Source organism: Herbidospora solisilvae (assembly GCF_009901565.1).
In the GTDB taxonomy this organism is placed as follows: Bacteria; Actinomycetota; Actinomycetes; order Streptosporangiales; family Streptosporangiaceae; genus Herbidospora; species Herbidospora solisilvae.
Genome location: NZ_WXEW01000010.1, coordinates 243,455 through 257,086 on the forward strand (window position 1 = coordinate 243,455; position 13,632 = coordinate 257,086).

Below are 13,632 nucleotides of genomic sequence, written 5' to 3' on the forward strand. Positions count from 1 at the left end.
GTCCGTTTCTGCCAGTTTCTGTGTTATCAATAATGGATCGGGGGCCACGGAGAACGCGAGATTACGGACGTACATATCGTCCGTCACGGCTGCCCGGAAACGATCGTCTCTCGACTCGCCGAGGTCGCCCGTGGAAACGCCCAACCTGACCAGAGACCAGGCCCGCCTGCGGGCGGAGCTGATCGCCGTGGAGTCCTACCACGTCGCCCTCGACCTGACCGGCGACGACGGCTTCACCTCGGTGACCACCGTGCGCTTCGCCTGCCGGCGGCCGGGCGAGGCCACGTGGATCGACCTGGTGGCCCGGTCGGCCGACGAGGCGGTCCTCAACGGACACCCGCTCGACCTGCGCCGGTACGACCCGTGTGAGGGCGTCGTGCTGCCCGATCCGGCCGCCCGCAACGAGCTGACCGTGCGGGCGCGCTGCGCCTACGGCGGCACCGGCCAGGGCCTGCACCGCTTCACCGACCCCGCCGACGGCGCGGTCTACCTGTACACGCACTTCCAGCCGGCCGACGCCAAACGGGTCTTCGCCTGCTTCGACCAGCCCGACCTCAAGGCGCCGTTCACGGTGACCGTGACCGCCCCCGCGTCGTGGACGGTCCGGACCAACAGCCCGGTACGCCACGTCGAACCGGCCGGCGACGGGACGCGCCGCCATCACTTCGCCCCCACGCCGCCGCTGCCCACCTACCTCGTGGCGGTCGTGGCCGGGCCGTGGGCCCAGTGGCATGCCGACGAGGACGGCGAGATCCCGCTGGCCCTCTACTGCCGGGCCTCCCTGGCCTCCCACATGGACGCCGACCGCCTGTTCGCCCAGACGCGGCGGGGGCTGGCCTACTACCGCGACACCTTCGGCGTCCCCTACCCCTTCGCCAAGTACGACCAGTGCTTCGTCCCGGAGTTCAACGCCGGGGCCATGGAGAACGCCGCCTGCGTCACCTACCAGGAGGACATGATCTTCCGCGGCCACGTCACCGCCCACGAGCTGCGGGCCCGTGAGGAGACCGTGCTCCACGAGATGGCCCACATGTGGTTCGGCGACCTCGTCACCATGAGGTGGTGGGACGACCTGTGGCTCAACGAGGCGTTCGCGACGTACATGAGCGTGCTGGCCCAGGCCGAGGCGACCGGGCACACCCAGGCCTGGACGACCTTCGCCAACATCCAGAAGGCGTGGGCCTACCAGCAGGACCAGCTCCCCACCACCCATCCGGTCGTGGCCGACGTCCAGGACGTCGAGATGGCGGGCGTGCACTTCGACGGCATCACCTACGCCAAGGGGGCGAGCCTGCTGCGGCAGCTGGCCGCCCACGTGGGCGCAGACGACTTCTTCACCGGCCTGCGGGGCTACTTCGCCGCCCACGCGTGGGGCAACGCGACGCTGCGCGACCTGCTGGCGGCGCTGGAGAAGGCGTCCGGACGCGACCTGTCCCGCTGGAGCGGCCAATGGCTGGAGACGACCGGCCTCGCCACCCTGCGCCCGGTCTGGTCGGCCGACGCCGACGGCCGTTTCACCGCCTTCGCCGTCGAGCAGTCGGCCGACGTGCTCCGTGACCACCGCGTGGCGGTCGGCGTCTACGCCGACGACGGCCACGGGCGGCTGGTGCGCGTCCACCGGCAGGAGATCGACGTCAGCGGCGCCCGCACCGACGTGCCCGAGCTGATCGGCCGCCACCGGGGCGACCTCGTGCTGGTCAACGACGACGACCTCGGCTACTGCAAGATCCGCCTCGACCCCGCCTCACGGGCTGCCCTGTCGCGCCGCATCGGCGACCTGGCCGACCCGCTCGCGCGGGCGCTGGCCTGGTCGGCGGTCTGGGAGACGACCCGGGACGCCGAGTTCCGCGCCCGCGACTACGTGGCCCTGATCCACCGCGGCCTGGCCGCCGAGACCGACACCGGCGTGCTGCGGCGGCTGCTCCAGCAGGCGCACGCCGCGCTCGACACCTACGCCGACCCGGACTGGTCACCCGGCGGCTGGCGCGCGCACGCCACCTGGCTGATCGAGCAGGCGGAGGCCGCCGAACCGGGATCCGACCGCCACCACGTGCTGATCAACGCGCTTCTGGTCGGCGTCCTGGACGAGGACCACCTGACGCGCGTCCGCCGCCTGCTGGAGGACCCCGTCGACCCGCTGACGCGCTGGCGCGTCGTCCAGGCGCTGGTCGCTCACGGCGTCGCCGGAGACGCCGAGATCGACGCCGAACTCGCCCGGGGCCCGGCCTTCCTCGGCCCCTCTCAGGCCGAACGGGCCCGCGCCCTGCGCCCCGGCCGCAAGGAGGAGGCGTGGCGGCGGGCCATGCACGACGAGAGCCTCCCGGCCGCCACCGTCGAGGCGGTGATCGGCGGTTTCGCCCACCCGGCCCAGAAGCACCTGCTGCGGCCGTACGCCGCCCGCTACCTGGAGGAGATCGGCGACGTGTGGCGGCGGCGGGGCGAGCGCGCCCAGGGCCCGGCGATGGTGCTGTTCCCCTCGTGGGCCGTCGACCAGGCCACGGTCGACGCCGTCGGGGAGTGGCTCACCCGGACCGCCCCGCCCCCGGCCCTGGCCCGGCTGGTGGGCGAGGGCCGGGCCCGGCTGGCACGGGCGCTGGCCGCCCGTGCCTTCGACCGTTCGTCATGACCCGCCGAGCCAGCGGCACGCGGCCTCCTCCAGCCCGGCCGTGTCGTCGGGAGCGGTGCCCGCCCAGGCCACGTACCCGTCGGGACGGACCAGCACCGGCGTGTCCGACTCCAGGTGGACCAGCCGCCCGGCCCGCGCCGCCGTGGCGCCGGCCAGGTGGGCCGGGCCGGTGAGGACGGCCCGGCCGCTCCGCAGGGCCTCGGCGACGCGGCCGTCCGGGTCGGGCACGCTGCGGCCCACCAGCGGATGGTCGCCGGGCAGGTCGTACTTCTGGAGCACCCCCGACAACTTCTTCGCCATGTAGGTCGCGCCGCCCGGGGTGGCGACGAGATCGCCGACGATGCGGCGCAGCGACTCGGTGAGCGGGTCGAGCCGCATCAGCGCGATCTGCGCCCGCGTCCAGTCGAGCACCCACGCCCCGACCGGGTGCCGTTCCCGCGTGTAGGTGTCGAGCAGCCCGGCCGGCGCCCACCCCCGCACCGTGGCGGCGAGCTTCCAGCCCAGGTTCAGCGCGTCGCCGAGCCCCAGGTTGAGCCCCTGCCCGCCGAACGGGGAGTGGACGTGGGCGGCGTCGCCGGCGAGCACGACCCGGCCCCGCACGTAGGTGCTCGCCTGCCGCGCGTGGTCGGTGAATCGGGTCGCCGACCGCACCGAGGTGATCGTGACATCGGTCTTCGACACCCGCCGGACGCTGTCCTGCAGCTCCGCGTGGGTGACGGGCGCGTGCCGGTCGGGCGGCGCGCCGTCCATCTCGACGGTGAGGATGCGGCCGGGCAGCGGCGTGTAGACGTAGATGCCGTTCTCGGTGCGGTTCCAGCCCGGGTTCAGCACCTCCGGGTCGGCGAACTCCACCACGGCCTGGTGCCCGGTGATCTCGGGGTCGGTGCCGGGGAAGTCGAACCCCGCGCCCCGCCGGACCGCGCTGCGCCCGCCGTCGGCGCCCACCAGCCACGCGCACCGCCACCGTTCGCCCGAATCGAGCTCGACGTCGACCCCCTCGCCGTCGTCGGCGAACTTCACCATCTCGGCGCCCTGCCGCAGCTCGGCCCCCAGCGCGGCGGCCCGTTCGGCGAGGATCGCCTCCAGGGCCTGCTGGCTGACCGGCATCATGTCCCGCGACCACGCCGCGCCGAAGTCGGGATCGGCGTAGTCGACCAGCGCACGCGGGACGGTGATCCCGGCGAAGTGCCCCGCGATGTCGGACGACATGGGCACCCGGCCCAGGTCCATCCGCCGGGGGAGGGCGGCCAGCAGCTCGCTCGCGTGCCGCCGCTGCGCGTCGAGCAGCGCGGGCAGCAGCCCCCGCCGCTGGAACGCCTCGACCGAGGGGATGTGCAACCCGATCGCCTTGATGGTCGGATCGACGTCGGTACGCCGCTCGACCACCGCCACCCGCACCCCGGCCAGCGCCAGCTCGCACGCGGCCATCAACCCCACGGGGCCGCCGCCGACCACCACGACGTCGTGGTCCACCGGCTCAGCCATGGAGTTCCAGCACGATCCGGGTGCCCGCCTGCTCGACCGCCGCCACCTTCAGCCCCGCCTCGGCCGCCAGCGCCGCGAGGTCGTCGGGGGAGCGGTCGGGGTTGTCCATGACGGCCTCGAACCACAACGTCATCCCCGTGTCGACGTGGCGCAGCCGCTCGGTCAGGCTCACCTCCGAGACCAGGATCCGGCCGGTGCCGCCCGCGGCGAGCGCGCAGTTGCGCAGCAGCCGGACCGCGGTCTCGTCGTCCCAGTCGGCCAGCACCGCCGACAGGACGTACACGTCGGCGCCCGCCGGAAGGGGCTGGAAGAAGTCCTGGGCGAGGGCGGCGGCCCGGCCGTCGAGCCCGGCCGCGGCGAACCGCTGCGCGGCGGCCCCGGCGAAACTCGGCAGGTCGATCAGCGTGGCCGACAGGTCCGGATGTCTGGTGAGCAGGGCCTCGACGAGGGCGCCGGTGTTCCCGCCGACGTCGACGACCGTCCGGGCCCGCGCGAGCACGGGGTGGTCGAGCAGGACGTCGATGTCGAACCCCGGCGGAAGCGCGAGCTGGGCCTTGAGATCGTCGGGGGTGCCCGGCGCCCGGTCGACGTGGGTCCACAGGTCGGTGCCGTACATGCCGTGGTAGACCGACCGGCCGGTGCGCACCTTGTGGAGCAGGTGGACGGCCGACAACTCGGTCCGGCCGAGCACCGTGTCGAGGTCGAGCTGGTCGAACGGCCCCATCGGCGCCTCGCCCCGGCGTAACAGCCGGCCCAGGTCGGTCAGGCCGTACCGCCCCTCGGCGGCGCGCAGGAGGCCGAGGTGGACGAGGTGGTCGAGCAGTTTGCGGAGCGGCCGGGGGACGGCGCCGGTGCGGGCGGCGAGGTCGTCGGCGGTGAGGTCGCCGGCGTCCAGGTGGTCGGCGAGGCGGAGGGTGACCGCGGTCCGGACGCTCATCGGGGTGACCAGGTCGGCCAGTGCCATGATCCGGGCGTGACCTGCGAGATCAGGTGTCAATCGAGCCTCCCGTACTGTCAGTGGTACGCGATGCTTTCCTGACCCGAGACGATATCAGCCGATAAATCCGGGAGTAAGGATCTTCATCCGGGTTCAGTCGGCCGCGGGCACCCATGCGAAGCGGATCTCCCGCGTCGCCGTGTCGGCCCGGAGCAGGCGGGCCGGAATCCGGTGGCCCAGCGGCAGGTCGGCCCCGTCGCAGCGGGCGATCACGGCCGGGTCGGCGAGCTGGATCTGGCCGCTCTTGCCGTTCTCGGCCACGTCGACGACGACCGCCTCGAAGGTCTCGCCGATCCGGTCGCGGAGCAGGAACGCCTCGACCAGGTCGACGCAGGCCCGGTCGACCCCCGACGATCGGCGGGTGGCCACGGCCATCTCGCGGGGCAGCGCCGCCAGCACCTCGCTGATCTCCTCGGGCACCGGTTCGCCGCTCGCCACGGCCAGGCAGACCTCGGTGGCGTAACGGTCGACCAGCCGCCGCAGGGGAGCGGTCACGTGGGCGTAGGGGGCGGCGACGGCGGCGTGCAGGGCGTCGGGGGGCGGCTCGCCGTCGAAGGCGACGTAGGCGGCGCCGCGCAGCAGGACCGTCGACTCGTGGAGGAAGGCGGCGTGGCCGGGGATCTTGGGGTCGAGGCCGTGGACGACCTCGCCGTACCCGGCCCCCTCGGGCCAGGGCACCCCGAGCGCCAGCGCCATCCGCCGCACCTTGCCGACGTCGGCCGGCCCTGCGGCGGGCAGCACCCGCAGCACCCCCACCTCGGCGTCGAGCATCAGCTGCGCCGCGCACATCCCGGTGAGCAGGGAGATCTGCGCGTTCCACTCCTCGCACGGCTGCGGCGAACGGAACTCCACCCGGTAGCCGTCACCCGACCGGACGACCTCCTGGTCGGGCGTCGGCAGCGTCACCCCGCCCCGGGCCCGCTCGATCTCCATGCGCAGCGGCCCGACCTCGGCCAGCAGCCGCAGCGTGCCGTCGGCGCGGCCGGTGTCGACGAGGGTCTGCACGTAGTCGTAGTCGAGCCGCTCCCGGCTGCGCACCAGCGCGGGCTGGACGTCGAACCCGACGACCTCGCCCTCGGCGTCGAGGTCGATGCACCACAGGGCGACCGGCCGGATCTCGCCGGGCAGCAGGCTGGCCGCGCCCTCCGACAACACCGGCGGGTGGAGGGGCACCCGCCCGTCGGGCAGGTAGACGGTCTCGCCCCGCCGCCGGGCCTCCAGGTCGATCGCGCCGCCGGGACGGACGAAGGAGCCCACGTCGGCGATGGCGTACCAGACGCGGTAGCCGCCGCCCTGGCGTTCCTCCAGGCAGAGAGCCTGGTCGAGGTCCATCGAGCCGGGCGGGTCGATGGTCAGGAACGGCAGGTCGGTGCGGTCGTCGCCGACGAAGCGCCGCGCGGCGGTGGCCGTGGCCTCTTCGAGGACCGCCGGGGGGAACTCGTCTGGCAGGTCGAACTCCCGGCGGACCCGGTCGAATCCCTCGCTCAGCCGCGGTGTCCCGGCCTCCGGTATCCGGATTTTTCGGTGTGGCACGCCCCTCAACGTAGCGGCTCAGCTCTTCCCGAGCACCGCGAGCAGCCGGTTGAGCGGGCTGTCGAGCCCGTAGCGGTCGGCCAGCGCGATGAGCGCCTCGGGGTCGTGGGGCTTGGCCGGGACCTCGAACGACCCCCGGGGGATCGGCACGTCGTGGGCCACCTTCACCACGGCGGGCGCGACCGCGAGGTAGTCGCGGGCGGCCTCCAGCTTGTTGCGCGCCCCGGCCGGGAAGCCCTCGTCGCCGACGGCGGCGAGCAGCGCGTCGAGGGAGCCGAACCGGGTGATCAGCGAGGCGGCCGTCTTCTCGCCGATCCCGGCCACGCCGGGCAGCCCGTCGGAGGGGTCGCCCCGCAGCGTCGCGAAGTCGGCGTAGGCGCGGCCGGGGATGCCGTACTTGGCGGTGACCCAGGCCTCGTCGACCGTCTGCAGGTTCCGAATTCCCCTTACTGTGTAAAGGACCCGGCGCCGTTTCTCGTCGTCGACGAGCTGGAACAGGTCGCGGTCGCCGGTGACGATCTCGACCGGCTGCGTGGCGGCCGTCGCGAGGGTGCCGATGACGTCGTCGGCCTCGTACCCCTCGACGCCGAAGGAGGCGATGCCCACGGCGGCGAGCACCTTCTCGATGACCGGCACCTGCGGGGCCAGCGTGTCGGGGATCTCCTCCTCGTCGCCCGAGGCCACCCGGTGGGCCTTGTACGAGGGGATCGCCGCCACCCGGAACGCGGGCCGCCAGTCGGCGTCCATCGCCGCGACCAGATGGGTGGGGGAGTGGGTCTTCACCAGCGTGGCGATCATGTCGATCAGGCCCCGGACGGCGTTGACGGGCATGCCGTCAGGGGCGGTCATCGACTCCGGTACGCCGTAGAAGGCGCGGAAGTAGAGCGACGGGGTGTCGAGAAGCATCAGCACCCGTCTATGCTCCCAGCACCCCCACCGCGAGCAGGCACGTGTCGTCGCGCGGATTCGGTCCGCCGACGGTCTTCAGCATCGCGTCGACCCCGTCGGGCAGGTCGGCCACGGTCAGCGAACCGGCCGCCGCCAGCACCTGGGCCTGGCCCTCGTCGATGTCGCGGTCGCGCCGCTCGATCAGCCCGTCGGTGAACATCACCAGCACGTCGCCGGGCCGCAGCTGCACCTTGGCCACGCCGTAGGCGGGCTTGCGGGTGGCGCCGAGCAGCACGCCCGGCGGGGCGACCATCGGCCGGGCGATGCCGCCGCGCACCAGCACGGGCACCGGGTGGCCCGCGCCGGCCCAGGTGAACCGCAGCGTATTGGGGTCGAACAGGCCGACCACGGCGGTGGCGGTGGTGTCGTCGAGCCGGGTCATGGTGAGCGTGTTGAGCCAGCCGAGCATCGCGCCGGGGCCCTGGCCGGTCATCGCCAGGGCGGCCAGGCCGTGGCGGAGCTGGGCCATGTGGGCGATCGCCGGGACGCCGTGGCCGGACACGTCGCCGACGGCGAGCAGAATGCGCCCGTCGGGCAGCCCGCTGGCCTCCCACCAGTCGCCGCCGAGCACGTTGAGCAGTTGCTCGGGCTCACCCGTGACCTGCCGGTGGTGGCTGCCGACCGGGCGTTCCTCCATCGGCACGCAGCGCACGGCGATCCGGGCGCTGGGCAGGACCAGGTCGGCGCCGGGATCGGGCATGATCGCGTCGCGCAGCAGGTAGGTGAGCTGCTGTTGCTCCGCGAGCCGCGCCTCGGTGCGGTCGAGCCGCTCTCGCATCGAGGTCACCATGTCGGCCGCGGTGTGGGCCCCGGCCAGGGACGGTTCCTCGACGGAGGTGAGGGGCGGCTGCTCGCCACCGGCGGTGCCGGTCATGGTGAGGCTCGCTCTCGGGAAACGCATGGTCCAAAGAAATGAGAAGGGACGGATGGGGGACGAGCCGTGAACGGCCCTGTGCGGAGCGTAGCATTGGTCTAGACAACTCGCCGTGGTTTTTCGCCGATCCACGCCACTTCTAGTATGGCGCTGTGACAACGGAGTCCCTTGACGTGTTTTCGGCCGACCGCCTCGACCTGGTGCGATCGGCGACCGCGGCCTCCGGGGTGGGCGCGCTGCTGCTGACCCCCGGCCCCGATCTGCGCTACGTGTCCGGTTACGACGCCCACGCGCTCGAACGGCTGACCTGCCTGGTCGTGCCGGGCGACGGCGGCGACCCCTTCATGATGGTGCCGCGCCTGGAGCTGCCCGCCGCGCAGAGCTCCCCGGCCGGCCGCCTGGGCGTGGAGTTCGTGCCCTGGGACGAGACCGACGACCCCTACGCGGTCGTCGCCCGCCGGCTGGGCGAGGTCGGCAGCGTCGCGCTGGCCGACCGCATGTGGGCGATGCAGTCGTTGCGGTTCCGCGACGCGCTGCCGGGGGCCGAGCAGCGGCTCGCCTCCTCGGTGCTGCGCGACCTGCGGATGCGCAAGTCGGCCGCCGAGGCGGCGGCGCTGGCCGAGGCCGGGGCGGCGATCGACGCCGTCCACGCGCTGGTGCCCTCGCTGCTGAAGGCCGGCCGCACCGAGCGCGAGGTCGGCCGCGACATCGCCGACGCGATCCTGAGCGCGGGCCACGTCACGATCGACTTCGTCATCGTCGCCTCGGGCCCCAACGGCGCCTCGCCCCACCACGACGTGTCCGACCGGGTGATCCGGGCCGGCGAGCCGGTGGTGGTCGACATCGGCGGCACGATGGCCAGCGGCTACTGCTCCGACTCCACCCGCAACTACTGCGTTGGCGAGCCCCCGGCCGACTACGCCCGCTACTTCGAGGTGCTGCGCGCGGCCCAGGACGCCGCCTGCGCGGCCGTCCGTCCCGGCGTCACCTGCGAGTCGATCGACGCGGCGGCCCGCGAGGTGATCGCGGAGGCCGGTTACGGCGACCTGTTCGTCCACCGGACCGGCCACGGCATCGGGCTGGAGTCCCACGAGGACCCCTACATCGTGGCGGGCAACGACGAGGTGCTCGCGCCCGGCATGGCGTTCTCGGTGGAGCCCGGCATCTACCTGCCGGGCGCCCACGGCGCCCGCATCGAGGACATCGTCGTCTGCACCGACGACGGGGTCTCCCGGCTGAACAACACGACGCGGGATCTGGTGATCGTCTGATTGCCGTACCGTTTGCGGGATGGAGGAGATCGACAGGCGGATTGTCGCGTTGCTGGCGGCCGACGGGCGGATGAGTTTCACCGATCTGGCCAAGGAGACCGGGCTCTCGGTGTCGGCGGTCCATCAACGGGTGCGGCGGCTGGAGAAACGCGGCGTGATCAAGGGATACGCCGCGCTGGTCGACTTCGACGAGGTCGGGCTGCCGCTGACCGCCTTCGTGTCGATCAAGCCGATCGACCCGGCCGCCGCCGACGACGCGCCCGACCGGCTGCGCCATCTGGCCGCCATCGAGTCGTGCCACAGCGTGGCCGGTGACGAGAGCTACATCCTCAAGGTCCGGGTCGGCTCGCCGCTCGACCTCGAGGAGCTGCTCAACCAGATCCGGGCCGCCGCCAACGTGTCGACCCGGACCACGGTCGTGCTCTCCACCCCGTTCGACTACCGGCCTCCCGCCGTCTAGAACGCGGTCTAGAACGCCGTCTCGAAGGCCGTCCTGACCCGGTCGTAGGCCTCGGGGGCCGCGCCGAGGGCGTCCAGGCCCTTGAAGGCCGCGCCGACGATCGGGGGGACGTCGGCGACGACGAGCTTGGCGTGCGGGGCCTGGGCGGCGTACCGCTCCTCGACCAGCGTGGTCAGCAGCGGGTCGCGGGCGGTCAGCACGCCGCCGCCGAGCACCACCTCACACGGCACGTCGAGCAGGCCGATGCGGCGCATGGCGACCACGCCGAGCACGGCGACCTCGTCGGCCAGCCGGACCACCACCGAGCGGGCGACCGGGTCGCCGCCGCGCGCGGTCTCCAGCAGCGGGGCGACCAGGTCGTGCAGGCGCTCGTAGGGGAGTTCGCCGAAGTGCAGGGCGATCACCACCTCCTCGACCGTCGCGGCGCCGAAGACGCGGCAGACCGTCGCGGCCAGCTCGCTCGCGGGTCCCCGGCCGTCCTCGGCCCTGGCCGCGTGCCACAACGCCTCCTCGGCCAGGCCTCCGCCGCCGCCCCAGTCGCCGGAGATGCGGCCGAGGGCGGGGAAGCGGGCCACCCGGCCGTCGGGGGCGACCGCCACCGCGTTGATCCCGGCGCCGCACACCACCGCCGCGCCCCACGGGCCGCTCGCGCCCGCCCGGAGCAGGGCGAAGGTGTCGTTGCCGACGACGATCTGCGGGGCGAAGCGGCGGCGGGCCATCTCGTCGCGCAGCCGGACCTCCTCGATGGGCAGGTCGGCTCCGGCGACGTAGGCGAAGACGTGGTCGGCGCGCGGGCCGGGCCCGCCGAGGGCGTTCTCGATCACGTCGACCGCCGGGACGACGCCGCTGCTCTGCGGGGTGAACGGGCCGCCCCGCCAGGTGCCGAGCACGGCGCCGTCCTCGCCGACCAGCACGATGTCGGTCTTGCTGTTGCCGCCGTCGATCGCCAGGATGGTCCGCATCAAACGGCCCAGGGCAGGTGCGCGCGGTTGGCCGCGATCAGCCGGGTCGCCAGGCCCGTCGCCAGGTCGGCCTGGCCGACGAGCGGGTGGGCGAGCAGCGCGTCCCGCACGCGGCGTTCCCCGCCGTTCCTGGCCGCGTCCAGGGCCAGTTCCTCGTACGCCGACACGTTCGCGATCAGCCCCCGGTAGAGCGGCTCGACGGCGGGCACCGGCAGCGGCGCGGCGCCGGACGCGCCGATCACGGCGGGCACCTCGATGACCGCCTCGGGCGGCAGGAACGGCAGCGTGCCGCCGTTGCGGGCGTTCACCACCTGCACGTCGCCCCGGTCGCCGGCCAGCGAGGCGATCAGCGCGACCGCGGCCTCGGAGTAGTAGGCGCCGCCCCGCTTGCCGAGCAGGTCGGGCTTGGTGTCGCTGGCGGGGTCGGCGTAGATGCCGAGCAGGGTCTGTTCCATCGCGGCCACCTCGGCCGCCCGCGACGGCTTGACCCGCTGCTCCTCGACCACGTTGTCGTGCTCGTAGAAGTAGCGCAGGTAGTAGGACGGCACGACGCCCAGGTCGCGCAAAATCCACTCGGGCAGCCCGACCTCGGCCGCGATCGAGGACGCGTGCTCCTCCAGCAGCGCGGGCAGCACCTCCCGCCCGTCGACGGTCACCGACCGCTCCCACGTCAGGTGGTTCAGCCCGACGTGGCCGAGCCCGATCGACTGCCACGGCACGCCGAGGAGCGCGGCGAAGCGGCGCTGCATGCCGATGGCCACGTTGCACAGGCCGATGGCCCGGTGGCCCTCGTCGAGCAGGGCCCGCGTCACGATGCCGACCGGGTTGGTGAAGTCGACGATCCACGCGCCGGGCGCGCGGCGGCGCACCTCCTCGGCGATCTCCAGCACCACCGGAACGGTCCGCAGCGCCTTGGCCAGGCCGCCCGCGCCGGTGGTCTCCTGGCCGACGCAGCCGCACTCCAGCGGCAGCGTCTCGTCGACGTCGCGCGCCGCCTGGCCGCCCACGCGCAGCTGCAGGAGCACCGCGCCGGCCCCCTCGACGCCCGGCCCGACCGACGCGTGCTCGGTCACCGCGGCCGGGTGCCCGGCGCGGGCCAGCATGCGGCGGGTCATCCCGGCGACCAGGGACAACCGGTGGGCGTCCGGGTCGACAAGGGCGATCTCACTCAGCGGCAGCTCCTCGCGCAGCCGCGCGAAGCCGTCGATCAGCTCTGGTGTGTACGTCGAGCCGCCCCCGACAACGGCGAGTTTCACTCATCCTCCTTGTAGTTTCGATCCGAAGACCTCGTCCCGGACCACGTCGAGCCCCAGGTGCAGCGCCCCGGCCAGCACAGGGTTGCCCTCGACGGCCGACAGCCGCAGCGGCGGCCGGGGCAGCGTGAGGGCGTGCAGTTCGCGTTCGGTCAGCGCCCGCAGCGTCTCGCCGCCGGCCAGCGGCATCCCGCCGGCCAGCACGATGACCTCGGGGTCGAGCACGCTGGTGATGGCGGCCAGCCCCATGGCGAGCCGCCGGGCGATCTCCCGCAGCCCCTCGGCCGCCTCCCCGGCCCGCTTGCCGCCCTCCTCGGCGACCCGTACGGCACGCTCCACGGCCTCGGCCGCGGACGTTCCACGGATGCCGCGCGCCCGCAGCAGCCGCAGCACCGCCTGGCCTCCGGCCAGCGCCTGGAAACCGTGGTCGACCCGCTTGCCGACGTCACGCGCGGTCGGCGCGCCGACGGCCGGCATGTAGCCCACCTCGCCCGCGCCGCCGGTGGCGCCCCGGTGCAGCCGGTCGCCCAGCACGATCGCCGAGCCGATGCCCGAGTCGACCCACAGCAGCACGAAGTCGCGGTGCCCGCCGTGGGCGCGTTCGGCCAGCGCGACGAGGTTGACGTCGTTCTCCACGTCGACGGGCGTGCCGACGCCGCCGGACAGGGTCGGGACGAGGTCGGGGATGTGCCAGCCCGGGATGTGGGCGGCGTACCCGAGGCGGCCCGTGGACGGGTCGACGGCGCCCTGGATGCCGATCACCACGCGGTTGACCGGGTAGGGCCAGGCCTCGGCCAGGGCGGTGCGCACCCGCTCCACCACGTCGCCCCCGGCCCGGCCGGGCGTCGGGAGCACGGACGTGCCGACGACCGTGCCGGTCAGGTCGGCCACGGCGACCTCGATCCGGTCGCGGGTCACGTCGAGGGCCGCGACGTGGGCCGCCCCGGCGTTGATGCGGTAGAGCTCGGCGGTCCGGCCCGGCAAGCCCTCGCGGATGCCGTCGAGCACCACCAGACCGGCCTCCTGCAGGCGCAGCAGCAGCTGGGAGGCGGTCGGCTTGGACAGGCCCGTCAGGGCGCCCAGTTCGGGCCGGGTCAGCGGACCCCGGTCGAGGAGGACCCGCAACGCCGCGCGGTCGTTGATGGCCCGCAGCAGGCTGGGGGTTCCGGGAGTCGGCTGGCTCACTTTGGAGAAAGTAAAGAAACCTTCCAAACGAGTCAAGG

11 protein-coding genes are annotated in these 13,632 nt (G+C 73.7%); 3 read left to right on the plus strand and 8 right to left on the minus strand.

The window, feature by feature from the left end:
• Positions 1-130 precede the first annotated feature (130 nt).
• The gene (gene pepN / locus GT755_RS31705; protein ID WP_161483242.1) at positions 131-2,626 is read left to right on the plus strand and encodes an aminopeptidase N; all 2,496 of its coding nucleotides are present in this window, start codon (positions 131-133) and stop codon (positions 2,624-2,626) included.
• Here the strand turns inward: pepN and GT755_RS31710 are convergent.
• From GT755_RS31710 to GT755_RS31730, 5 genes are all read right to left on the minus strand, one after another.
• A complete protein-coding gene (locus GT755_RS31710) occupies positions 2,621-4,111 on the minus strand; it encodes an FAD-dependent oxidoreductase (protein WP_202610724.1) in 1,491 nt (496 codons plus the stop codon). The two genes, pepN and GT755_RS31710, sit on opposite strands and share 6 nt — an antisense overlap.
• Positions 4,104-5,108 (minus strand): methyltransferase, encoded by a 1,005-nt coding sequence (locus GT755_RS31715; RefSeq protein WP_161483243.1) that lies wholly within the window; start codon positions 5,106-5,108, stop codon positions 4,104-4,106. Before GT755_RS31715 ends, GT755_RS31710 begins: the two co-directional genes overlap by 8 nt.
• Before the next feature lie 93 nt (positions 5,109-5,201).
• Positions 5,202-6,641, minus strand: a complete 1,440-nt coding sequence (locus GT755_RS31720) for an RNB domain-containing ribonuclease (protein ID WP_161483244.1) — start codon at positions 6,639-6,641, stop codon at positions 5,202-5,204.
• Positions 6,642-6,659: 18 nt separating this feature from the next.
• On the minus strand, positions 6,660-7,547 hold the full coding sequence (locus tag GT755_RS31725) for a 5'-3' exonuclease (RefSeq protein WP_161483426.1): 888 nt from the start codon (positions 7,545-7,547) through the stop codon (positions 6,660-6,662).
• A gap of 10 nt (positions 7,548-7,557) precedes the next feature.
• Positions 7,558-8,490, minus strand: coding sequence for a PP2C family protein-serine/threonine phosphatase (locus tag GT755_RS31730; protein ID WP_161483245.1), 933 nt, complete (start codon positions 8,488-8,490; stop codon positions 7,558-7,560).
• A gap of 125 nt (positions 8,491-8,615) precedes the next feature.
• On the opposite strand from GT755_RS31730, the gene GT755_RS31735 reads away from it, so the two are divergent.
• A complete protein-coding gene (locus GT755_RS31735; RefSeq protein WP_161483246.1) occupies positions 8,616-9,734 on the plus strand; it encodes a M24 family metallopeptidase in 1,119 nt (372 codons plus the stop codon).
• 19 nt (positions 9,735-9,753) lie between these two features.
• Complete coding sequence (locus tag GT755_RS31740) at positions 9,754-10,194, plus strand: Lrp/AsnC family transcriptional regulator (RefSeq protein WP_161483247.1); 441 nt, start codon at positions 9,754-9,756, stop codon at positions 10,192-10,194.
• Between the two features lie 8 nt (positions 10,195-10,202).
• Here GT755_RS31740 and GT755_RS31745 read toward each other — a convergent pair whose 3' ends face one another.
• From GT755_RS31745 to GT755_RS31755, 3 genes are read right to left on the minus strand one after another with little or no spacing between them, the layout of a single operon-like run.
• On the minus strand, positions 10,203-11,156 hold the full coding sequence (locus GT755_RS31745) for an N-acetylglucosamine kinase (protein WP_202610726.1): 954 nt from the start codon (positions 11,154-11,156) through the stop codon (positions 10,203-10,205).
• Positions 11,156-12,412, minus strand: coding sequence for a 6-phospho-beta-glucosidase (locus tag GT755_RS41415; protein ID WP_161483248.1), 1,257 nt, complete (start codon positions 12,410-12,412; stop codon positions 11,156-11,158). Before GT755_RS41415 ends, GT755_RS31745 begins: the two co-directional genes overlap by 1 nt.
• Positions 12,413-13,594, minus strand: coding sequence for an ROK family transcriptional regulator (locus GT755_RS31755; protein ID WP_161483249.1), 1,182 nt, complete (start codon positions 13,592-13,594; stop codon positions 12,413-12,415).
• Positions 13,595-13,632 lie beyond the last annotated feature (38 nt).